Source organism: Spirillospora sp. CA-294931 (assembly GCF_050946795.1).
In the GTDB taxonomy this organism is placed as follows: domain Bacteria; phylum Actinomycetota; class Actinomycetes; order Streptosporangiales; family Streptosporangiaceae; genus Spirillospora.
The window spans coordinates 6,886,441-6,908,650 of sequence record NZ_CP192006.1; the positions used below are offsets into that span (position 1 = coordinate 6,886,441).

The 22,210-nt window shown below is 70.7% G+C and carries 19 protein-coding genes; 8 read left to right on the plus strand and 11 right to left on the minus strand.

Annotated elements, in window-relative coordinates; all coding sequences use genetic code 11:
• Positions 1 to 466 precede the first annotated feature (466 nt).
• On the plus strand, positions 467 to 1,405 hold the full coding sequence (locus tag ACQPY4_RS31150) for a cyclase family protein (protein WP_433326912.1): 939 nt from the start codon (positions 467 to 469) through the stop codon (positions 1,403 to 1,405).
• A 17-nt stretch (positions 1,406 to 1,422) separates the two neighbouring features.
• Here the strand turns inward: ACQPY4_RS31150 and ACQPY4_RS31155 are convergent, their stop codons facing one another.
• Both ACQPY4_RS31155 and ACQPY4_RS31160 read right to left on the minus strand, forming a co-directional pair.
• The gene (locus ACQPY4_RS31155) at positions 1,423 to 3,504 is read right to left on the minus strand and encodes a multicopper oxidase family protein (protein WP_433326914.1); all 2,082 of its coding nucleotides are present in this window, start codon (positions 3,502 to 3,504) and stop codon (positions 1,423 to 1,425) included.
• Positions 3,505 to 3,587: 83 nt separating this feature from the next.
• On the minus strand, positions 3,588 to 4,754 hold the full coding sequence (locus tag ACQPY4_RS31160) for an FAD-dependent oxidoreductase (RefSeq protein WP_433326916.1): 1,167 nt from the start codon (positions 4,752 to 4,754) through the stop codon (positions 3,588 to 3,590).
• 110 nt (positions 4,755 to 4,864) lie between these two features.
• Here ACQPY4_RS31160 and ACQPY4_RS31165 point away from each other — a divergent pair, with 110 nt between their 5' ends.
• The 4 genes from ACQPY4_RS31165 to ACQPY4_RS31180 all read left to right on the plus strand — a co-directional run bounded on the left by ACQPY4_RS31165 (position 4,865) and on the right by ACQPY4_RS31180 (position 8,627).
• On the plus strand, positions 4,865 to 5,368 hold the full coding sequence (locus ACQPY4_RS31165) for a TetR/AcrR family transcriptional regulator C-terminal ligand-binding domain-containing protein (protein ID WP_433326918.1): 504 nt from the start codon (positions 4,865 to 4,867) through the stop codon (positions 5,366 to 5,368).
• 588 nt (positions 5,369 to 5,956) lie between these two features.
• A complete protein-coding gene (locus ACQPY4_RS31170) occupies positions 5,957 to 7,198 on the plus strand; it encodes a helix-turn-helix domain-containing protein (RefSeq protein WP_433326920.1) in 1,242 nt (413 codons plus the stop codon).
• Between the two features lie 162 nt (positions 7,199 to 7,360).
• Entirely contained in the window at positions 7,361 to 7,813 is a 453-nt protein-coding gene (locus ACQPY4_RS31175) for a glycine-rich domain-containing protein (RefSeq protein ID WP_433326922.1), read from the plus strand.
• A gap of 142 nt (positions 7,814 to 7,955) precedes the next feature.
• Positions 7,956 to 8,627, plus strand: a complete 672-nt coding sequence (locus ACQPY4_RS31180; RefSeq protein WP_433326924.1) for a class I SAM-dependent methyltransferase — start codon at positions 7,956 to 7,958, stop codon at positions 8,625 to 8,627.
• Between the two features lie 51 nt (positions 8,628 to 8,678).
• Here ACQPY4_RS31180 and ACQPY4_RS31185 read toward each other — a convergent pair whose 3' ends face one another.
• Positions 8,679 to 8,921 carry a hypothetical protein gene (locus ACQPY4_RS31185; protein ID WP_433326926.1) on the minus strand — a complete coding sequence of 81 codons (243 nt, stop codon included), beginning with the start codon at positions 8,919 to 8,921 and terminating at the stop codon, positions 8,679 to 8,681.
• Positions 8,922 to 9,033: 112 nt separating this feature from the next.
• Here ACQPY4_RS31185 and ACQPY4_RS31190 point away from each other — a divergent pair, with 112 nt between their 5' ends.
• Positions 9,034 to 9,837 carry a Scr1 family TA system antitoxin-like transcriptional regulator gene (locus ACQPY4_RS31190; protein ID WP_433326928.1) on the plus strand — a complete coding sequence of 268 codons (804 nt, stop codon included), beginning with the start codon at positions 9,034 to 9,036 and terminating at the stop codon, positions 9,835 to 9,837.
• A gap of 50 nt (positions 9,838 to 9,887) precedes the next feature.
• Positions 9,888 to 10,022: a DUF397 domain-containing protein gene (locus ACQPY4_RS31195; RefSeq protein WP_433326930.1), complete on the plus strand. Its 135-nt coding sequence runs from the start codon at positions 9,888 to 9,890 to the stop codon at positions 10,020 to 10,022.
• A 146-nt stretch (positions 10,023 to 10,168) separates the two neighbouring features.
• Here ACQPY4_RS31195 and serA read toward each other — a convergent pair whose 3' ends face one another.
• From serA to ACQPY4_RS31230, 7 genes are all read right to left on the minus strand, one after another.
• Entirely contained in the window at positions 10,169 to 11,758 is a 1,590-nt protein-coding gene (gene serA, locus ACQPY4_RS31200) for a phosphoglycerate dehydrogenase (protein WP_433326932.1), read from the minus strand.
• Between the two features lie 225 nt (positions 11,759 to 11,983).
• Positions 11,984 to 13,426: a M1 family metallopeptidase gene (locus ACQPY4_RS31205; protein WP_433326934.1), complete on the minus strand. Its 1,443-nt coding sequence runs from the start codon at positions 13,424 to 13,426 to the stop codon at positions 11,984 to 11,986.
• A 145-nt stretch (positions 13,427 to 13,571) separates the two neighbouring features.
• Entirely contained in the window at positions 13,572 to 14,213 is a 642-nt protein-coding gene (locus ACQPY4_RS31210; protein ID WP_433326936.1) for a hypothetical protein, read from the minus strand.
• Between the two features lie 361 nt (positions 14,214 to 14,574).
• Complete coding sequence (locus ACQPY4_RS31215; protein ID WP_433326938.1) at positions 14,575 to 16,080, minus strand: DUF2079 domain-containing protein; 1,506 nt, start codon at positions 16,078 to 16,080, stop codon at positions 14,575 to 14,577.
• A gap of 155 nt (positions 16,081 to 16,235) precedes the next feature.
• Positions 16,236 to 18,893 (minus strand): FtsX-like permease family protein, encoded by a 2,658-nt coding sequence (locus tag ACQPY4_RS31220; protein WP_433326940.1) that lies wholly within the window; start codon positions 18,891 to 18,893, stop codon positions 16,236 to 16,238.
• Positions 18,890 to 19,606, minus strand: coding sequence for an ABC transporter ATP-binding protein (locus tag ACQPY4_RS31225; RefSeq protein WP_433326942.1), 717 nt, complete (start codon positions 19,604 to 19,606; stop codon positions 18,890 to 18,892). The genes ACQPY4_RS31220 and ACQPY4_RS31225 overlap by 4 nt, the downstream gene beginning before the upstream one ends.
• On the minus strand, positions 19,603 to 20,202 hold the full coding sequence (locus tag ACQPY4_RS31230; RefSeq protein WP_433326944.1) for a PadR family transcriptional regulator: 600 nt from the start codon (positions 20,200 to 20,202) through the stop codon (positions 19,603 to 19,605). The genes ACQPY4_RS31225 and ACQPY4_RS31230 overlap by 4 nt, the downstream gene beginning before the upstream one ends.
• A 137-nt stretch (positions 20,203 to 20,339) precedes the next feature.
• Here ACQPY4_RS31230 and ACQPY4_RS31235 point away from each other — a divergent pair, with 137 nt between their 5' ends.
• Positions 20,340 to 21,122, plus strand: a complete 783-nt coding sequence (locus tag ACQPY4_RS31235) for a hypothetical protein (RefSeq protein ID WP_433326946.1) — start codon at positions 20,340 to 20,342, stop codon at positions 21,120 to 21,122.
• Between the two features lie 57 nt (positions 21,123 to 21,179).
• On the opposite strand, the gene ilvC is transcribed toward ACQPY4_RS31235, so the two are convergent.
• The gene (gene ilvC, locus ACQPY4_RS31240; protein WP_433339098.1) at positions 21,180 to 22,163 is read right to left on the minus strand and encodes a ketol-acid reductoisomerase; all 984 of its coding nucleotides are present in this window, start codon (positions 22,161 to 22,163) and stop codon (positions 21,180 to 21,182) included.
• Positions 22,164 to 22,210 lie beyond the last annotated feature (47 nt).

Below are 22,210 nucleotides of genomic sequence, written 5' to 3' on the forward strand. Positions count from 1 at the left end.
GCCCCCGTTGTCACGGCGGTCCAGCGCGGTCTGCAGCGCACGCGCGGCCTCGTCGGCGGCGTCATCGGCGGGCGCGGTCTCGTACTTCTCGTTCATGGTCCACTCCGGGTGCTACTGATCGCTGAAGGAAGCCCAGGGCGCCGATCACCGTGGTTCGCACGGCTCCGGCTCGATCGGTCTCACGGCCAGCACCTCGCTCCGCAGCGGGGACGGCCTGCCGATATCAGGCCCCGCTGCGGCAGCGAAGGATTACCACGAAGCGCCGCATGTCGTCCCTCACGCTACCCCGTCATGCGCGTGAACGTCTTGGCACGTGGCAAAGAATCTCACATAGCGAGATGTAACCCTGCTCACCCGCCCAGACTGATCTGGTGGCAGGCAGGTTCAGCGGGCCTTGCATGGCGCGGGAGGGGCCGGGATACCCTGCCCGCGTGACCGGAGGAGCGGGATGACGGCAGGACGACCGATGCCCACCCAAGACGACGTGCTGGGCTACTTCGACACGTTGTCGAACTGGGGACGCTGGGGCGACGACGACGAGCTCGGCACTCTGAACCACATCACCGACGACGTCCGGCTGGCGGCGGCGCGGGCCGTGCGCCACGGCAGGAGCGTGTCGTGCGCGTGGGAGGTCGCCGCACCGGACGAGATGGAGCGGTCGACGACGACGTGCCCGTGCGCCGCCGACATGCCGGGTGCCGAGAACATGCCGGTGCCCGGATTCCGCAACGACCGGCACTGGGGCTTCTCAAACGAGCGGCTCGGCATCATGTTCCACGGCAACACGATCACCCACATCGATTCGCCGTGCCACCTCATGTGGGACGGCACGATGTACAACGGGCGGCCGCACTCGCTGATCGACGCCGCGAAGGGATCGGCGTGGGCGGCCGTCACGGCGGCGGCGAACGGGATCATCACGCGCGGCGTCCTGCTGGACGTCGCGAAGGTCCGCGACGTGCCGTGGCTGGAACCGGGGCAGGGCGTGTTCCCCGAAGACCTCGAGGAGGCCGAGCGCCGCCAGGGCGTCCGGGTGCGCCCCGGCGACGCGGTGCTCCTGCGGACCGGCGGCGGCCGCGCCCGGCACGAGGGTGGCGCGTCCGGTGGTGTCACGCAGGCCGGCTGGCACGCGTCCTGCCTGCCGTGGCTGCGGGACCGGGAGGTCGCGCTGATCGGCGCCGACACCCCCCAGGACGTCCAGCCGTCGGGCTACGACGACATCCTGATGCCGGTTCACGCCGTGAGCCTCGTCGCGATGGGCCTGTGGATGCTCGACAACTGCGACCTGGAGGAGTGCGCGACGACGGCCGCCGAACTCGGCCAGTGGGACTTCCACCTCGCGGTCGCCCCGGTCCGCTTCGCCGGCACGTCCGGCAGCCCGGTCAACCCCATCGCCACCTTCTGACCACGGTCCGATAGCCGCTATTCGGGTTGGTTGGGGGTCGCGGCGCCGGATTCGTAGGGGGTCGTCACTCCGGCGTAGCTGAGATGGAGCATCATGCCGACCTTGGCGTGGAACAGGTTGTGGCAGTGGTCCATCCACAGGCCGGGGTTGTCGGCTTTGAAGGCGACTTCGTAAGTTTCCCCGGGTGCGACGTTCAGCGAGTCGGCCAGCCAGGGGCTGCCGGTGATCGGCCGTCCGTCGCGTGTCAGGACCTGGACGTGGTGCCCGTGCAGATGCATGGGGTGGTGGTCGTAGCTGCGGTTGACGAAGGTCATCTTGATGGTCTCGCCCTCGCGGACCAGCATGTTCGGGATGTGGGGGAAGACGCGGCCGTTGATGCGGTACCGCATCGCCGGGCGTCCGTCGAAGAACCCGAAGGAGGAGTCCATGTTCAGGGTGAAGTGCCGGTCGTAGCGGGTTCGCGGGCCGAACGGGGTGGCGGTGGGCGTGCCGTAGGAGGCCGGGTCGAAGACGCCGTTGGCCGCCTCCGCCGGTGCGCGGCCCTGACCGTCCGGGCTGAGGACCAGGGCCGGGCCGCCGGGAACGACCGGCCGGAGTTCCACGGGCCGTGCGGGCATGGTGAAGGTCAGGTCGTAGCGGCCGCCGCCTGCCGTCGGCAAGGTCTTGCCGCGGATCTCGCCGGGGCCGTTCAGTTCGCCGCCGTCGATCGCGGCGACCCGGTACGCGCTACCGGCCAGCGTCAGGTCGACGGGATCGTTGGCCGTGTTGACCAGCCGCAGCCGGACCGGGGTGCCGGGGGCGACCCGCTGCCGCCGGACGCCGTCCGACGCACCGAAGACCCGCGCTCCACCGGCCACCGCGTCGGCGGCCCACTCGCGGTACAGCACCGTGATGTCGGCCCCTTTGACGGGCGCGGGCTCGACGACCAGGGCTCCGAACAGGCCGCGCTGTACCTGCTCCGCCGATTGCTGGTGTGAGTGGTACCAGTAGGTGCCCGCGTCCTTGGCCCGGAACCGGTAGGTCATGCGCTGTCCCGGCGCGACCGCGTTCTGGGTGACGCCGGCGGCTCCGTCGGCGGCGTTGGGAACGTCGTAGCCGTGCCAGTGCAGGGTCACCCCGGCCTTGATGTCGGAGTTGGCGAGGGTGACCTCGACCAGGTCGTTCTGGCGGACGCGCAGTTCGGGCCCCGGTGAGGTGCCGTTGAAGGTCCAGGCGTCGATGGTGCGGCCCGAGTCCAGCCGGATCCTGGCTGTGCGGGCGGTGAGCGTGAAGCGTCGCACCGGTCCCGACAGGTCCTTCTCGGTGAGGCTGTCGACGCTTGGGCCGGAGGCGTTCGACGGTGCGGCATGCCGATGTCCGGTGGCCATGCCGGGCACGCTGGGTCCGCCACCAAGGTCGTAGCCGCCGTGGCTGCTGGCCGAGTGGCGCTCGGGCAGCTTGCTGCTGTCGGCCGACCAGACCGAGCAGCCGGCGACCGCGACCGATACCGCGATGAGGGCACCGACGGCCCGCAACGCCGGCATCAGGCGACGCCGCCCCTCGGACGCGGCGGCGGGAGCGTCGCGCCGTCGGCGTTGCCGGACGACCAGGGCCAGCACGGCGACGATCAGCACCGCCCACCACACCACCGTGGTCTCGGCCAGGGGCGGGGCGATCCACCACAGATAGAGGCTGATGGCCGTGACGGCGGCGTTGATCTGCACCGGGACGACGAGCCAGGGATCGGCTGCGGCGCGGCCGCGCTCGACCGTCACCCGTTCAGCCGAACCGCCGTCCACCCTGGCGGTGCGCCACAGACCGGGCAGCCCCTTCACAAGAACGGCTGCGAGCGCGGCCAGGATCATCGGGAACTGCACGTACAGCCGGTCGGCCATCACGACCGTCCCGTATGAGGCGAGCGCGCCGCCCACCAGCGCCGCCGTGGCAGCGGTCGGCAGGAGCGCCAGGAGCGTCACCGTCAGCGCGGCCCACGAGGTGCGCCGCAGCCGGCCCAGCGTCCGGGCCTTGCGAAGCCGTCCGGTCAGCTGACCGGCCAGCAGCCAGAGTGGCAGGGCCACGGCGGTCAGCACGGCGCTGATCCAGTACAGGGCGGCAAACATCGGAAATGCTCCTCATCAGGCGGATGCGGGTTGGGGGCAGCCGGGCGCTCCCGGTGAACAGGCCGAGGGGATCGGCGCCGCGCTCATTGAGCTTCGGCCCACGCGGAACCGTTCGCCGGCGAGGCGCTGCCAGGGCGGTCCTGGAGCGATGACGTCCAGCCTTCCTGCTGGAGGTAGCCGCTGCTCTTGCGGAGCCAGGACATGTAGCTCCGGGTCGAGAACGCGTCGGTGAAGAGGCCCATCAGCGGCCCTTGCCGCGCGGGCATTTCGCTGTTCGCCGCCCTGGCGACCCGCCTCACGACCTTGGTCCGTGCGCGCTCGTAGCCGCGCAGGTCGTCAAGGGAGCGGGTCAGAGCCCAGGCGTCTTCCAGCGCCTGGGTGGATCCCATCGCCATCGCCGGCGGCATCGTGTGCGCCGCGTCACCCATGAGCGTGGTGGGCCCTCGTCCCCAGACGTCGGGCACGCGGTGGATCTGATGGGGGTAGAAGGTGAGCGTCTCGGCGTCCTGAAGCAGCGTCGGGAACGGCTCGGGCCAGCCACCGAACCGCTCACGCAGCCGATCCGCCGGGCCCGGGGCGCCTTCCCAGAACGGGCTGCCCGGCTTGGCGCGCAGGTCGAACCACCACAGCATCCGTCCGTGCCCGGCCGAGGCCATGCTGCCGAGCGCCCGCCCGTTGGAGACCATCATCGAGCGGCCGCTGTCGGTGAACTCGGTGGGCCGCGTGGTGAACGCCTGCCAGGTGACCCACCCGTTGAGCCTGCTCGGGTTCTCGCCCCGCAACGTCCGCCCGACGATCGACTTGCGTCCGTCGGCGCCGATGAGAACGTCACCGCGCACGGTCCTCCCGTCGGTGAAGGTGATCTCCGCGCGGTCGGGGTCGACCGTGCGGACTTCATGGCCGTAGTGGACGAGCACGCCGTCGGCGATGCGCTCGACGAGCTCGCGCCGCGCGATGTGCAGGGACGGATTGCCGCCGAATCGGCGCTCGACGGCGGTGAGGTCGACGGTGGCGAGACCGCGGCCGCGCACCGACCGGTTCTCCATGGCCGTCAGGCGGCGTCCCGCGCCGTCGAGGTCGACTCCGAACCCGCGCAGGATGCCGGTCGACGACGGCCAGATCGAGATCGAGCCGCCCTCGGCGCGCAGCCGCGGCGCCGCCTCGTACACCTCGACCTGGTGTCCGGCCATGGTCAGTCCGCGCGCGGCGGTGAGTCCGGCGACACCGGCGCCGACGATGAGTACTCTCATGTTCGTACCTATTTCTGAGACTGACAGTTTCTGATACCTGGAGTATCACAATTATGGCGCGCGGACGCAAGCCCGATCCCGACGTAGACGCACGCATCAGGCAGGCCGCGGTGATCTTGCTCGCGAGCAAGGGGACGCGGTTCACCATGGACGAGGTGGCGGAGACCGCCGGGGTGGGCAGGGCCAGCGTCTTCCGCCGCTACCCCACCAAGCGCGACGTGCTGCTCGACGCGCTCGCCCTGGCCCTGGACGCCCAGGTGCCGGAGACTCCCGACACCGGCTCACTGGAGGGCGACCTGACCGTGATCGTCAACCAGACGCTCGCGGGCTGGGACTCACCGGACCTCGCCCGCACGACCAAAGAGATCTTCGGCGAGGCGGCCCGGGACCCGGCGGTCGCCGAAGTCATCCGCACCGCCATGCGGGACAAGCGCAAACGCGACTGGGCGATCTTCGACCGCGCCATCGCCCGCGGCGAGATGGCCGCCGGCACCGACCCGTGGCTGCTCGCCGACATGCTCGTCGGCCTGGTCGTCTACCGCGGCCTCATCGACCTACCGCAACCGGAGCCACAACAAATCGTCCAGGCCCTCCTCCACGGCTTCACCCCCTGACCACCACCACAGCGAGCCCAGCGGCGTCCACACCGCAACTGGTCAACCAACGCCCACTGCTGACCTTCAGCCCCAGCAACAAGACCACGCGGCTACCCCAACAGCAGCCGCCTCGCCTCCTCAACCGTCCAGAGGAGGCGGGGCGTGTGGCAGCACGTGCGGAGCGACGCGGGCCTCATTGCGCAGCGTCCGGACCCCGGCTCCGTCATCATCGGCCGACAGTTTGGCCGACCCCTTGACGAACACGGAGCCCGATTGCGTGCGCAGCGTCACGGCGATGTGAGCGTGGTTGCCCGAGGTGCCGGTCGCAGATCGGTCACCCTCTCCGCGCGCCTGGACGGGCCTGCTTGAGGGGGCCGGGGAGGTCGTCCCAGTCGCTACGCGGCTCAGACGCACGGATTCTCGGGGCAGCAGGCCTCCCCGGTCTCCCAGAATTCCTTGTCCACCGCGTAGCCGGTGGCGTGAAGCGCCGGGATGGTCCGAGTCATCGCGGCCCCAGAACGGACTGACCGGAACCTGCTGCTCGGGGAGTGTCTGCGGTTCTCGGGACGGGCATACCCACGGGGACCCCGGATACGGGCGGCTGCCTTGAGCGACGTCGGCAACATCATCCGCTCCGCCCGCGCCGCCATCGGCTGGACTCAGACCGATCTGGCTCAGCGGCTGCACTGCTCGCGCTCTACCGTCTCCCGTCTGGAAACCGGCGCCACCGCCCCGCGCGACTTGGACACGCTGCGGCGCCTGGCCGCGATCCTCAAGATCTCCCCGCCTCTGCTCGGCATCACGACTACCGTGACGACCAGGCCACCAGCGGAGACGGAGGACGATGTGCGGCGACGTCAACTGCTGACCAGCATTGCCGTCACCGCAGCAGCCGGCCCCCTGGCGGCGCATGCCACACAGCCCACGGCTGCCCGTCTTCTGCTCGATCGCGTCCGAGACGCCATGCTCGGCACCGGCCCACGAGGAGCGGCGCTCGCCACGGGGAGCCTCCCCTCCCACCTGAACGCCGCCATCCGCGCCTACGACGCCAGCCAGTGGAGCCTTCTCGCTGACTTGCTCCCTCGCCTCATCACCAGCGGCCACGATGCCGGCGCGCAAGACGTCCTGGCCCAGACCTACATCCTCACCACCCGGCTACTGATCAAGCTCGACGACCAGCTCGGCTGGATGGCCGCCGATCGCGCCCGCACCTTCGCCGACCACGCGGGCCATCCGCTCATCGCCGCCGAGGCGGCCCGCAATCTCGCCGTTCTTGCGCGCCGCGCAGGCTGGCATTCCCAGGCGGCCGACATCGTCCTCGCCGCCGCCGGCAACCAAGACCTCCAAGGGGCCGATCCAGCACACACGGCAGAGCGGGGTTTGCTGGTGATGTCGGCCGCATACACAGCCGCGCACGCCGGCGACCGGGCCGAGATGCGTGCCCTCACCCATAAAGCCGCCGCGATCGCCGCCGGTCTGGGTCCTCGGGCCGTCCTGCTCGATCAGGGCGGCGGCGGATTCAGCACGGCGGCCGTCCAACTCCACTTGATATCGGCGGAGTACGCGGCCGGTGACCCCGCCGCCGCGATCGACGCGGCGCGCCGCGTCGATCCGCGGCGCCTGCCGAGCGTTGAACGCAAGGTCAGATTCCACACCGACGTGGCCCGCGCGTTCGGGATGTGGGGACGCCGCGACCAGTGTCTTGCCGCATTGCTGACGGCTGAACGCATCGCACCCGAGGAGACCCACGGCAAACCCGCGGTGAGGGAACTGGTGGCCGGCTTGCTGGCATCAGGCCGTGCCACACCGGAACTCCGTGGGCTGGCGTCTCGCTGCCGCGTTCGCTGACGCAGTCCCCAACCCTTCAACGCAACCAGCCCCCCGCGCCCACGACCAGGCCTTGTGCACGAAGTGCACACCGCGTGCACGATCCGCACACCTCTCTGGGCGCGGACGCCCAATCGACGGACGGTGAAGCCAACGTCATCCCCGCCCAACAGGGAGGAACCCATGGACATCACCACCGCCAGCCCCACCCAGCAGTCCAGACCGCGTGACCCTCGCTCGTTCGTCGCCCCCGAGGTGTGGGAACGGCAGATCCAGCTCCTGGTACGCGACCACCCGTTCGACGCCGTGACCGCCGAGCGGATGTTCGGGCAGGCGATCGCCTACCTCATCACCGCGATGGAGACCTGGGGGCAGAACCTGGAGATCGGGTGCGGCCCGCTGGTCGACACCGCCGTGCACGGATTCATCCTCGACACCCGCAACTACACTGCGTTCTGCGACAGGTACTTCGGCGGATTCCTGCACCACGTCCCGGCGGTCGAGTTCAAGCACGACGGCACGGTCCGCCGGACCGCCGAGGTGGTCGAGGACGCCGGGTTCGCGATCGACTGGCCGTTGTGGGAGGCCGACTTCGCCAAGTGCAGTCCCTGCCACCCGGGCAGCAACTGCCACTGACGCCTCCACAAAAGGGGCCGGGACCGAAGGGTCCCGGCCCTTCTCCGTAGTGAGTGTGCGGGCCGAGCGAGTTGGCGTGATCTAGCCGGGCTAGCAGTAGCGTGACGCGGGTTCTGTCACCGACGTCACAAGGCCGCCGCCGATGCCCTACATTCACGACATCCCCACCTACTGGGACCACTACGCGGACGGAGTCGCCGACCACGACGACGCCGCGGAGGCCGCGTTGAAGGCCGCCTTCGGCTGGACCCAGTATCCGGAGCATGGCCCCGGCGACGAACTCCTTGGAGGCCCCTCCAGCACGCTGGAGCTCGGCTTCGGTCGCGGCGACGCCGTCGCGGCGCTCGCCACCAAGGGCATCGACGCGACCGGCATAGACATCTCAGCGCTCCAGGTCGAACACGCGCACCGCCGATGGGGGCACCTGGCAGGCGCCCGCTTTGCGCACGGAGATGTCGTGGAGTTCCTGTCTCACGCCGATCGGAGGTGGGACGCGATCTACTCGATCTGGGGCGCACTGTGGTTCACCGACCCCGACACATTGTTGCCGGTCGCCTTCGACCGGCTGGCTCCAGGTGGGCGGCTGGTGTTCGCCCACGCGCCCGCCGTCCCCGGGAGCTACGGCATTCAGGGCATGTACGGCAACGGCTTCGACGGCCGGCAGGTCTGGGTGTACCGGTGGGCGTACGAACCCGAGATGTGGGCGGAGATCTTGCAGGGGCACGGCTTCATCGATGTGACCGCCAACGTGCACCCAGCCCCGCTGGCCGACCATGTAGGAACTCTGATCGTCACAGCTGTCCGAGCAGAGTGAGGGCCTTGCCGTCGTAGCGCGAATTCCTCGGGTCATCGCCGGAACATCGGCCTAATGCCGCGCTGGAACTTCCAGGCGGGCCTTGGCGCGCTCTCGTTCCGCGAGGAGCCGCTCGCGGAGTTCGGCCGCTGTGGGCTCCATGAGCGTCGGATCGACTCCCGCCTTCGGGTCATGCAGCGTCGCGCACCACTCACCGGGAACGTCGCCACGCATCGACCGCCACACGCGGTGGCCCGGGAACTCCTCCCGAAGTGCTTCCAGCGGATCAGGGTTCGAGGTCGCGGGGGCTGGCATGTGCTTGCTCCTGACTCTGTGGCGGACGTCACGTTTTCACGGACAAGAGTCCACCCCTCGAACTACGTTGGCTACGTCTCGCGAGGGAATCGAGAGTCACGGAGAGTGGATCATGAGTACCGCAGAGTCGATCGACCCGTTGACCGGGTTGTGGGCTCTTCTGGCCGTTCAACTGCGGATACTTCGCAAACAGCAGCGGACGTCTCAGGCCGCCGTCGGAAGCCTTGTCGGCGCCGACCACAAGACGGTCTCGAATTGGGAGGCGCAGAGGAACCATCCACCCGTTGACGCGCTCCGGACTCTCGATACCGAGTGGAAGACGGGCGGGTTACTGGAGGCCCTTCACCACTACGCCAAGACCATGCAGGCCCCGGCGAAGTTCTTGGCGGTCGTCGAGTACGAGTCGCTCGCGAACGTGATCCGCATCAACGGGGTCGCGTTCATTCCGGGCCTGTTGCAGACTCCCGAGTACGCGCGGGACGTGTTCACGATGGCAGGCACGCCGGACGTCGAAGGGCAGGTCACACAGCGCGTAGAGAGACAGGCCGTACTCACTAGAGAGGACGCTCCCTACGTATCGATTCTCCTGTCGGAGGTGGCCCTGGTCGTTGTCCCGGCGCACCTTCGCACGGGACAGGTGGAGAAGCTCATCGAGATCGCGGATCTTCCCAACGTGTCGCTCCGGCTGGTCCCGGTTGACGCCGGTCTACAGGTGGGACTCGAAGGGGCGTTCCACCTCTTCTCCACCGCAGAACGGGAAGTGGGGTTTGTCGAGACCCCCGCGCGTGGAAGACTGGTGACCGAGATGGACGACCTGCGTAGACTCACCGTCGCGTTTGATCGAACCAGCGGGCGCGCACTCTCGCCAGAGGCCACCCGCGCGAGCCTCCAAGAGATGATCGAGGTCCCCCAGTGATCCAATGGAGAAAGTCCAGCCGCAGCGCTGACACCGGTCAGGCCGATTGTGTGGAGTTGGCGCGACTCACCTCGGCGGTTGGCGTGCGGGACTCCAAGGACCCCGACGCCGGACACCTCAACCTCTCCCCCGAGAGCTTCTACGAGCTTGTCGGCCGCGTGAAGCGGGCGGAACTGGACCTGTAGGCAGCAAGGAAGACGCCCCCTGAGTCCCCGGCCTTGTGCCGGGGCTCTGTTGTTTCACCCCTCTGTTTGGGCTGGAGGGGGTGTGGGGGCGGAGGGCCTTGCCTTTGAGGGGCGAGTGGCTCTTGCCGCTCGCCCCTCGTGGGTGGTCAGGCTTCTAGGTCTACGCGGCGGCCCATGTCGGCGCCTACCTCGGTCTTGATGGCCTCGACGAGCTGGGGCGGGATGGCGGAGTCGACGGTGAGGGCGATGAGGGCCTTGCCGCCCTTGACGTCGCGGCCTACCTGCATGCCGGCGATGTTGACGCCCGCGTCGCCGAGGAGCTTCCCGACGACGCCGACGATGCCGGGGCGGTCGGTGTAGGAGAAGTAGCCCATGTGGGCGGTCGGGACGAGTTCCATGTCGTACCCGTTGATCTCGATGATGCGCTCGATGTGCTTGGGGCCGGTGAGCGTGCCGGAGACCGAGACGACGCTGCCGTCGGCCATCGTGCCGCGGACCTGGACGACGTTGCGCCAGTCGGGCGAGTCCTCGCTGGTGGTGAGCGTGACCTCGACGCCGCGGTCGCGGGCCAGGAGGGGGGCGTTGACGAAGGTCACCGTCTCCTCGATGACGTCGACGAAGACGCCCTTGAGCGCGGCCAGCTCCAGCACCTTGACGTCGTGTTCGGCGATCTCGCCGCGGACGACGACGTCCAGCCGGACGGGGACGCCGCCCGCCAGCGCGGTGAAGATGCGGCCGAGCTTCTCGGCCAGCGGCAGGCCGGGCTTGACGTCCTCGGCGACCGCGCCGCCCTGGACGTTGACCGCGTCCGGCACGAACTCGCCGGACAGGGCCAGCTTGACCGAGCGGGCGACCTGCGTGCCGGCCTTCTCCTGCGCCTCGTGAGTGCTGGCGCCCAGGTGCGGGGTGACCACGACGTTGTCGTGGTGGAACAGCGGGCTGTCGGTGCAGGGCTCGGTGCTGAACACGTCGATGCCCGCGCCGGCGACGCGGCCGTCCTTGAGGGCCAGGTCGAGGGCCTCCTCGTCGACGATGCCGCCGCGGGCGGCGTTGACGATGCGGACGGACGGCTTGACGCGCTGGAGCTCGCGGTCGCCGATGAGGCCGAGGGTCTCGGGCGTCTTGGGCAGGTGGACGGTGATGAAGTCGCTCTCGCCCAGCAGCTCGTCGATGGTGACCAGCTTCACGCCGAGCTGGGCGGCGCGGGCCGCCTGGACGTAGGGGTCGTAGGCGATCACGTTCATGTCGAACGCGGCCAGGCGCTGGGCGACCAGCACGCCGATGCGGCCCAGGCCGAGGACGCCGACGGTCTTGCCCTGGAGCTCGACGCCGGTGTACTTGGAGCGCTTCCACTCGCCCTGCTTGAGCGCGCCGTGGCCCTGCGGAACGTTCCTGGCGGTGGCCAGCAGCAGCGCGATCGCGTGCTCGGCGGCGGTGACGATGTTGGACGTGGGCGCGTTGACGACCATGACGCCGGCCTTGGTGGCGGCCTCCACGTCGACGTTGTCGAGGCCCACTCCGGCGCGTGCGACGACGCGCAGCTTCTTGGCGTGCTGGAGCGCCTCGGCGTTGACCTTGGTGGCGCTCCGCACGATCAGGGCGTCGACGTCGGCGAGGGCGGGCAGCAGCAGCGCGCGGTCGGAGCCGTCGACATGGCGCACTTCGAAGTCGGATTCGAGCACGGCGACGCCGGCCGGAGAGAGTTCTTCTGCGACGAGGACGACAGGCTTACTCAAGGAAGAGTCCTTTGGAAGTCGGTGGTGCGTTCGGGTGATGTGCGGAGAAGTCGCGAGTCCACCTCGTCGTGCGCTCGGCCCCGTTGCCCGAGTCTATCCCGCGCGGCCCCCTGGCTTCGCGGACCTGCCGGTATACCCGTGTCACCTGCGGGACGGCCCCGGCACGTTCCCGTGCCGGGGCCGTCGTGAAGGCGGCTCAGCGGCCGTGGCCGCCGCGGAGATCGCTCAGCGGCCGGGGGCCTTGGCGGGGCGTCCGGCGGTGAAGAGCCAGGTCTTGACGACCTCGTCCAGCTGCTTGCCCGAGACGCGCTCGGCGTGGGCGACGAACTCCTCGATCGTGGCGTGGGTGCCGCGCTTGGCGGCGGTCCAGCCCTTGACGATCTTGAAGAAGGCGGCGTCGCCGACCTCCTTGCGCAGCGCGTGGACGGCCAGCGCGCCGCGGTCGTAGACGGCGCCGTGGAACACGTTCGCCGAGCCCGGGTCGCCGGGCTTGACCTGCCAGAACTTGTTGTCGGCCGGGTACTGGGCGTAGGTGGCCTCGGCGATCTTCTGGGCCGAGTCGCCGCCGTGCTGCTCGGAGTAGAGCCACTCGGCGTAGGACGCGAAGCCCTCGTTCAGCCAGATGTCGCGCCAGCTCTTGACCGACACGCTGTCGCCGAACCACTGGTGGGCCAGCTCGTGCACGACGACGTCCACGTTGGGGCGGTTCAGGAAGAAGCGCGGGCTGTAGAAGGGGCGGGTCTGGGTCTCCAGCGCGTAGCCCGCCTCGACGTTGGGGACGTAGCCGCCCGCGCTGCTGAACGGGTAGGGCCCGAAGACCTTGCTCTGCCACTCGATGACGGAGGCGGTCTTGTCCAGGCTGGCCTTGGCGTTCTTGCGGACGTCGGCCGGGAGGGACTTGCTGTAGTAGTTGAGGACCGGCAGCCCCGTCTTCGTCCTGGACTTCTCCAGGTCGAACTTCCCGACGGCGAGCGTGGCCAGGTAGGTGGCCTGCGGGCTGTTCTCGCGCCAGCCGTAGCGCACCCAGTTCCCCGACTTGCGGGTCTTGGTCGGACGCCCGTTGCTGATCACCTGGTTGCCCGCCGGGACGGCCACGGAGACGTCGTAGGTGGCCTTGTCGGTGGGGTGGTCGTTGCTGGGGAACCACCACCAGGCGCTCTCGGGCTCGTTGGCCGCGACGGCGCCGTCCGGCGTCCGCTGCCAGCCGCTGAGACCGTTGACCTTCACCGTGGACGGGACGCCGCTGTACTTCACCACCACGACGGCGCCCTGACCCTTGCGCAGGGCCTTGGCCGGTGTGATGACCAGCTCGTGGGCGCCGGACGTCGTGTGCCGGGCCGGGCGGCCGTTCACGGTGACCGAGGCGACCTTGAGCGCGAAGTCGAGGTTGAACCGGGAGAGGTTCTGTGTAGCCTTGACCTTGATCGTGGTGGTACCCGAAAGAGCGTCGGTTTTGGGCTGGTACTTCAGGTCCAAGCTGTAGTGGGAGACGTCGTAGCCTCCGTTGCCGTACTGGGGGAAGTAGGCGTCGCCCGCACCCGGCGCTCCCGGGCCGCCGCCGCCCGGGGTTCCGGCGATGGCGGCGACCTGGCCGCCGCCGAGCAGCAGCCCTCCGGCGGCGCCCGCCGCCGCGACCGCCACGGCGGCCCGCGCACTGGTGATGCGCATATGTCTCTCCCTTGGGGTCGAGGGGAATAGTGGACATAACCTACCAATTTAGTCTGAAATAGGCCATGACCTGGGCGGTGACCGTGATCACAACGTGACGAGGCCCCCGGGGCCGCCGCCCGGGACCGGGTGGGGGCACCCGGTCTCAGGCGGCGTTCGGCTCGGGGATGGCGGCGAGGATGGTGGCGACCCGGTCGGCGTCGGCGACCTCGACATGCGGGACGTCGACGAACACCCGCATCGGCCCGGCCGGCAGCCCCAGCTGCTCGGCGACCTCCAACTGGACGTCGCGCAGGGGGATGTAGGACAGGTACGACCGGTGGATGTTCTGCGAGCGGAACATCGCCGTCATGATCAGCTGATAGCTCCGGATGCGGAACGACAACGCCGTCAGGTACGGCATCGCCTCCGCGGTATCGCCCGGGACCGTCAGCGAGATCCAGGCGCTGGTGGTCCACGGCCGGGCCCTCAGCAGGTCCGCCACCCAGCGCAACTGGTCCACGCCGTTGAGATCGCGCAGGCGCGCCCGGTACTCGCCGCGCGGCCCTCCGCCGCGCGGCCGGTCCTCGGCCCACCGGACGATCAGCGACCGGTCGCCGTGCTCGCGGAGGATCGGATCCTCCCAGCTCAGCGACGCGATCTCGAACAGGATCGGGGGTCCCTCGATGATGGCCCCGCGCTCCACCATGCCGGCCTCTCCGGCCGACCACACATGCCGCAGTACGGCGATCCAGGCGCGTCCGCAGGTCTCCCACCGCTGGACGAGCCGCTCCGATGCCGGGCCCACCTCACGTCTCCCCGCCATTTTCCACCCATGCAAACGCATTCGCGATAGGTGAATTACCTGCCGACGAGATTGCCGGACGGGGGATAAATTCCGCCGTCCCTGCTGTGGTGTCCCGGCTCCTCCAATGCAGACGTTCGGCACTCATGAATACTCCGCCCCACCGCCGCTTCGGGGCACGGTCACGATGAGTGTTTGCACTGGTGCGCTGGGCTCGCCGCGGCCCGTTGCGGCTTTGTTCAAGTATCGGTCAAAGGTCGCGAAATTGGTAGGTCAATTCTTGACCTACCCACCTTCACCGACTTTCTGACCCATCCTGGCGAGGAACCTTACTGGACATCTCGTCCAGCTCGGCGCCGGAAAATCACCAAGGGTCGGGGCCCGGACGGTGGAGAACCACGTAACCCGCCGCCTGGAACACCGCCCGGTACCCCCGTCCGAGCAGCCACGTCACGCGTTGCCGCTGCTCGTCCACGGTGGTGAACGGGAAGGCGTGCTTGCGGACGTCGGCGACCACCCACGGCGCCTCCCGCGCCCGGCGGTCCCAGAGCAGCACCCGCGCCCGGGGCGACAGCGCGGGCCCGATCTGGTTCACCGACTCCACCAGCGCGCCGTCGGGGATCGCGGCGACCGCGCGCGCCGCGGCCCGGTCGCGCTCGCCCTCCCGGTAGAGCCCCGGCTCGGCCAGCTCGCCGAACGAGAAGAACGGGACGGTCGCCAGCATCCCGAGCATGATCGCCAGCGCGGGCAGCGTCCGTCCGCGCAATCGGCCCCAGCGGGCCCGGGCCAGCCTCCGGGCCGGTTCGAACCGCCGCAGCCGGACGGCGCCGTCCACCGCCGCCATGACCAGCACCGCGATGATGAACGCGTTGTAGTGGTAGCGCGGCTCCCACCAGTTGCCGAAGCGGTCGGCCATCATGCGCTCGGCGAGCAGCGGCAGCACGGCCAGGGTCAGCGGCGACATCAGCGGCAGCACCATCAGCGGCAGGACGAGCAGCACCAGCGTGTCGAGCTTGGTGGCGGGCGAGGCGAACGCCTCCAGCACCGCCCACGGATGGGTCAGGCAGTACACGGCCGCGTCCGGGAGGTCGTCGCCGAGCGAGCCGTAGGCCCAGTAGTAGTCGTTGTCGCCGCCGAACGCGGCGATCAGGACGCGGGAGCTGATCCACGCGGCGGCCAGGCCGCCCCCGATGAACGCCGCTCCCACCCGGCGCTGGCCCCTGAGTGTCAGCAGGTACACGCCGAACCCCACGAGGAACAGCCCCATGTCCTCCTTGACCAGCAGCAGCACGCACGCCGCCAGGACCGCGTGCCCGCGCCGTCCGGCGTCGTACCGCTCGACGATCAGCGCGGTCAGCAGCGGGATGAAGGCGACCTCGTGGAAGTCGAAGTTGAGCGCCTCGGCGATCGGCCACGAGACGGCGTAGGCCCCCACCGCGCAGTACGCCGCCTGCGCGCCAAGGCGCCGCTCGGTGTAGCGCCAGATCAGCAGGGACGCCAGCGCCAGCAGCACCGCCTGCGCCACCAGGAGGGTCCCGGGACCGTCGTGGATCCAGTACAGCGGCGCCAGCAGCACCAGGATCGGCGAGAAGTGGTCGCCCAGCACGTTGAAGTCGGGCCCGAACCCGTTGTGCACGCCCTTCACCATCGCCACGGGCAGATCGAACCGGCTGTACGACCGCACCGCCTGGTCGAAGATCACCAGGTCGTAGGTGGTCGCCCGGAACGCCCGCAGCCGCAGCAGCGTGTAGGCCGCGTACACGACCGCCATCACGGCGACCATGCCCACCAGGGGCATGGGGGGCCGCCACCGCGCCGTACGGGAGCCGGTCGTCTCCGTCACCCGTCCCACCGTCGCAGTCTGAGCCACGTGGCCGGAGTTTACCGGTGGGAGGCACTCCCCCGAGGCACCCCCTGACGCGCGTGGCGGGCACGCCCCCCGCCACGCACGCCCCCGCCACGCACGCCGTTCGCCGGGAGCGTCCGGCGGGTCTCGTCAGCGGCGGACGAGACCCGCCGGTGCCGTCAGGGAGCCGTCCGGCGGACCATCGGGAGCCTGGAGCGGGTGAACAGCGCGGCGGCCAGCGCCGCCACCAGCGGGATCACGATCGCGATCAGCCCGAGGGTGGACCAGGGGATGACGACGATCGGCGAGCCCTTCTCCCCATCGTCCAGGGTGAGGGGACGCGCCACGGCCAGGCCGGGGATGAAACCTGCGGCTATGCCGAGCCAGCAGCCCAGGACGGCGATGAAGGCCGCCTGGCCCATCATGAGCAGGCGCCTGGTTCTCGGCCTGGCGCCGATCGCCGCCAGTGTCGCCAGGTCGGGACGGGAGTCGGCCGCTGACAGGCCCGTGGCGATCAGCGAACCGCCCAGTGCCATGGCGCCCCCGGCCAGCGCGAGGACGAGCGGGATCGTCCCGTTCGAGCTGGTGAACCCGCGCTCGACGTAGACCTGGTCCTCGAAGGGGGTCAGCCCGGCGATGCGCTCGGTCACCCGGGCCTGCTCGTCCTTGGTGACCCGGTGGTCGGCCCGGTCGACGCCGTAGGCGACCGTCCGGACGGGCAGCCCGATCTTCGCCGCGGCCTTCGGGGGCACCAGCGCGCCCACATAGGACGTCCCGGAGACGGAGACCGCCGGGAGGGCCTTCACCGTGCGCAGGGTCTTCTGCGCGTCGTTCTGCCACACCGTCACCCGGGCGTCGACGGTACCCGCCGGGAGCGGCGTCTTCCGGAAGAGCACGATCTTCCCCGCCGCGAGGGCCTCGGTGACGCGGGCGTCGTCGCGTCCGAGCAGGAGCCTGGCCTCGGCCGGACCGCCGACCACCTTGTCGAGGGTGAACTCGTTCTCGGCTCTGTTGCCTTCTCCGGTGGATCCGGCCGGAACCGGGCTCGCCTGGTCCGTCTGCCCCACGCCGGCGAAGCTCACCGACGGGCACTTGGTGGTGTCGCGGTGCCGGCATTCGGAGTAGTCGCCCGGCAGGGCGCGCAGGTCGACCACCCGGACGCCGGGAAGCTCGCCGCGCACGGCCCTGCCCGCCGCCTCGGCCACGTCCTGCGGAGCCTGGATCAGCGCGGACCCCATGGGCATCCGCGTCCGGTAGTCGCGCCGCCTCTCCTCGAAGTCGCTGGCGTTGGCGATGGCCAGCACCGTGATCCCGGCCACCGCCGCCATGATCGCGGCGACGACGGGCGCCGCCCGCCCCCGATTACGGGCGGCGTCGCGCACCGCGAGCCGGGTCGAGAGCGGCAGCCAGCGCGCGCCGCGCGCCGCCGTTCCGACGACCCACGGTCCGATCATCACGCAGCCCACGATGATCGCGATCGTGCCGAACGCGGCGCCGAACTCGCGCATCATCCGCACGCCGACCAGGCTGAGCAGCGCCCCGCCCACGACGAGGACGCCACCGGCGATCGGCCAGCCGCGCGGCGATCGGCCCTGTTCGCGGCGGCCCCCGAGCGCCGCGACGACGTTCATCCGCGCGGCCTGCCGGGCCGGGACGTAGGCCGCCAGCAACCCGCTGACGGCGCCGAGGGCCATCGTGACCAGGACGGCGAGCCAGGGCACCTCGAACGGCCCGGCCATCCGGTCGGTCGCCCGCTCGATGAACGGCAGCGCCAGCGCCGCGCCGCCGACCCCGAGGACGGCGCCGCCCACGGCCGCGACGCCGCCGAGCACCACGCCACCGGCGAGCACCACGGCCCTGAGCTGCCCGGCCGTGCCACCGGACGCCGCCACCAGCGCCAGCTGGCGCCGCTGCCGGCGCATGCCGACCGCGAAGGCCGGCCCGGCCAGCAGGACGACCTCGAGGACGACCATCGCGACGATCATGGCGGCGATCGCCGTGCTGGTGCTCGCGGGGCCCGTGTCCCCCCCGCCCGGGCTGCCGGGCGGGATCTGGCTCGCCGGCGGCGGGTCGTTCACCACGGCGCGCGAGAGGGCCGTCAGCCCCGATTTGTTGAACTCCATCACGTCCGGCCAGGTGACCGGCTTGCCGACGCCGACGAGCCAGCTCGTCGTGGAGGTGGACGGCGAGGCCGGGACGGCGCCGGGGAGGACGACCGCGACACTGTCGCCCGGCTGGCGGGGGTCCTCGGCGTATCCGACGACCTTCTTGCGGGTGCCCTCGCGATCGATCTGCGCCATGGACCCGACCGCGAAGCCGCGATCGCGGAAGAGCGGGGAGAGCGCGACCTCGTCCGGCGAGGACGGTGCCCGCCCTTCGGTGACGCGCAGGATGCCCCGGACGAGCGGATCGCGCAGGTCCGTCTGGGTGAGGGCCGCCTCAAGGTAGCCCCGTTCCGTCTTGATCGCGGCCGTCTCGCCCCGGAACAGCGGGACGACCCGCGCGCCCCGGCCGTACTTCTCGGTGATCTTCCGGGTGACCTCCTCGGTCGTCCAGGGCTTCTCGTCGGCGGCCGGGGTGAACCCCGCCGTGGCCTGCTCGAGGGGGTCCTGCTTGACCGGCGCCCGGGCGTCGCCGCGGATCCGGGCGTCGGCCGTGCCGATCTCGTTGCTCAGCGACTCCTTGACGGACCACTCGCTGGTCCGCCACAGGACCGAGGCCGCGACGATGGCGGCGATCGGCAGGCCGATCATGCAGACGACCAGGGCCGTGCGGCCCTTGGAGCGCAGGGCGTCGCGCCGGGCGATCCGCAGCGCCACGCGGAACCCGCCGGTCACGGCGCCTCCTGCAGAAGGGCCTCGGGGCCGGTGCGGGGCGCGGTCGCGTCGATCACGAGGCCGTCGCGCAGGAAGACGACGCGGTCGGCCCAGGCGGCGTGGCGGGACTCGTGGGTGACCATGAGGCAGGCGGCGCCCGCGTCGCACCGGGCCCGCAGGACGCGCATGACGTCCTCGCCGGTCTGGCTGTCCAGCGCGCCGGTCGGCTCGTCGGCCAGCACCAGGCGGCGCTCGCCCACCAGGGCGCGGGCGATGGCGACGCGCTGCTGCTGGCCGCCGGACATCTCGTCGGGGTACCGGTCGGCGAGTTCGCCGACGCCGACCTCCTGGAGGGCGTGCGCGGCCTCGCGGCGGGCCTGGCGGACCCGGGCACCGTCCAGCTCGCGCGGCAGCATGACGTTCTCGGCCGCGGTCAGGCTCGGGATGAGGTTGAGGTCCTGGAAGACGTAGCCGATGCTGCGGCGGCGCAGGGCCGAGCGCCCGGCGGCGCCGAGCGAGCCGAGGTCGGCGTCCTCGACCAGGATCTGCCCCGAGGTGGGCGTGTCCAGGCCCCCGGCCAGCGTCAGCAGGGTCGACTTGCCGGAGCCGGACGGGCCCATGACGGCGACGAACTCGCCCGCCGCGACGCTGAGCGTGACCTCGCGCAGGGCGTGCACGAGGGCGGCGCCCGCGCCGTGGTCGCGGGAGACGGCGTGCATGGCCAGAACGCTCATCGGCGTCCCTCCTTCGTGGTCTGCCGCTCGGGGGCCGGGTCGGCGGCGGGTTCGGATACGGGCGCCTCGCGCTCCGCCCGGACGACGAACGCCTCGCAATGGTCGAGCCAGCGGACCTCGGCCTCCGCCTGGAAGATCATCGACTCCAGCACCAGCCGCCAGGCGCGGTCGCCCGGGTCGGCCGGGATGGTCGGCGAGTCGGCCTTCAGGCGGGTGAGGTCCTGGAGCGAGCGGAGCGTGGCCGACCGCTGGGTCTGGACGACCTGGGTCACGTCCACGCCCGGCGTGGTGACCGCCATCGCGAGCTTGATGGCCAGCTCGTCGCGCGGACGGTCGGTGCGGGCGATGGGGGTGGTGAACCAGCGCCGCACGTCCCGCTCGCCCTCGGCGGTGATCCGGTAGACGAAGCGGCCCTCGTCGTCGGCCCCGACGCGGGTGACCAGCTCGTCGCGTTCGAGCCGGGAGAGGGTCGTGTAGACCTGACCGATGTTGAGGGGCCAGGTGGCCCCGGTGGACGACTCGAACTCGGCACGAAGCTGGTAGCCATAGCGCGGCCCCTGGCTGAGCAGTGCGAGGAGTCCATGACGGATCGACATACCTACCAAGTATGCATACCGAGTATCCGTTAGGCAATACCGAGTATGCATCGCGGAGACACGCGGTCCCGAGATGACCCTGGGCGATCTTTCGGGGCCTTACCGTAACCGTTGTCCCCGCCCCGACAGGAGTACCCGTGACCACCGAGTCTGCGACCAGCGTCGTGCGCGACGTGCTGCGCGTGTACGACGGCCGGTTCCTCGAGCTGGACCCGGCGCGGCGCGAGCGGCTCGTCGAGGGCACCCGGCGCCTGATCGGCGAGGACGGCCTCGACGAGGAGATCCGCGCCGCGCTGCCCGCCGCGTTCCGGCTGCGCGCCTTCTGCATCCAGCACGGCCTGCGCGACGAGCTGGAACGGCTGATCCGCGACGAGGTGGACGGCGCCCCCGCCGGGGCCGTGGTCGTCGGCGGTCGCGTCTACGCGATGCACCCCTACCTGCGCGGCGTCCCCCGGCAGGACGCCGACATCACCGGCGAGGTCGGCGTCGAGCACCGGCTGGACGCGGTGTCGTGGCAGTCGAAGAGGGTCAGGATCCGCGGCCGGGCCGCCATCGAGCGGATCCAGGCCCGGCTGACCGAGATCGAGGTGATCCTGCGCGAGCGCGAGTCGCGCGTGGAACACCGGTTCGCCGCCGAGACCGAGGGCGACGCGTTCGAGGCGTGGGCCGATCTGACCGTCCCGGGCCCCGGCCGATGGGACGTGCACGTGGCGGCGCAGGCGCTGGGCGTCCGGCGCGAGGCGCGCTTCGGCACCGTCCGCTCGGCCAAGGTCGGCGACGAGCCGCAGCGCCGCACGCTCGACGGCGGAGACGAGGCCAGCATCTACTTCACCCGGGGCGGCCATCTAGCGGTGCTCGTCGAACACGGCCCCTGCCCCGCCCCACTCCGCACCAAGATCAGACGCCGCCTCACCCGCTGAGACGCCGCGCGCCGCCGTCCCGGTGGCGGGACGGCGGCGTCGGGTGGTCGGCTCGGGTCAGTCGTTGAGCCAGCTCATCATCGGGCGGAGCTTGGCGCCGGTCTTCTCGATCGGGTGCTCGGCCAGCTCGGCGCGGTACTTGCCGAACTGGACCTGGCCGCCGTCGAACTCGTCCACCAGCTCCTTGGCGAACTGGCCGGACTGGATCTCGCCCAGGATCTTCTTCATCTCGGCCTTGGTGTCGGCGTTCACCAGGCGCGAGCCGCGGGTGTAGCCGCCGTACTCGGCGGTGTCGGACACCGACCAGTACATCTTGGAGATGCCGCCCTCGTACATGAGGTCGACGATCAGCTTCACCTCGTGCAGGCACTCGAAGTAGGCCACCTCGGGCTGGTACCCGGCCTCGATCAGCACCTCGAACCCGGTCTTGATCAGCTCGGAGAGCCCGCCGCACAGCACGGCCTGCTCGCCGAACAGGTCGGTCTCGGTCTCCTCGGTGAAGGTGGTCTTGATGCCGCCCGCGCGCAGGCCGCCGATGGCCTTGGCGTAGGACAGCGCCAGCGGCCAGCCGTCGCCGGTCGGGTCGCTCTCCACGGCCACGATCACCGGGACGCCGCGTCCGGCGGTGAACTGGCGGCGGACCAGGTGGCCCGGGCCCTTCGGCGCGACCATGGCGACGGTGACGCCCTCCGGCGGCTCGATGAGCCCGTACCGGATGTTGAGGCCGTGGCCGAAGAACAGCGCGTCGCCCTCGACCAGGGCGGGCTTGATGTCCTTCTCGTAGATCCCGCGCTGGAGGTGGTCCGGCGCCAGGATCATGATCAGGTCGGCCTCCTCGGCCGCCTCGGCCGGGGTCAGGACGCGCAGCCCCTCGTTCTCGGCCTTCTCGCGGCTCTTGGAGCCCTCGGGCAGGCCGACGCGGACGTCGACGCCGGAGTCGCGCAGCGACAGCGCGTGCGCGTGCCCCTGGCTGCCATATCCGATCACGGCGACATGGCGTCCCTGGATCACGCTCAGGTCGGCGGCGTCGTCATAGAACATCTCGGCCACTTGCTGCTGCCTTTCGTTTCGTTGAGAGGAGTGATCGT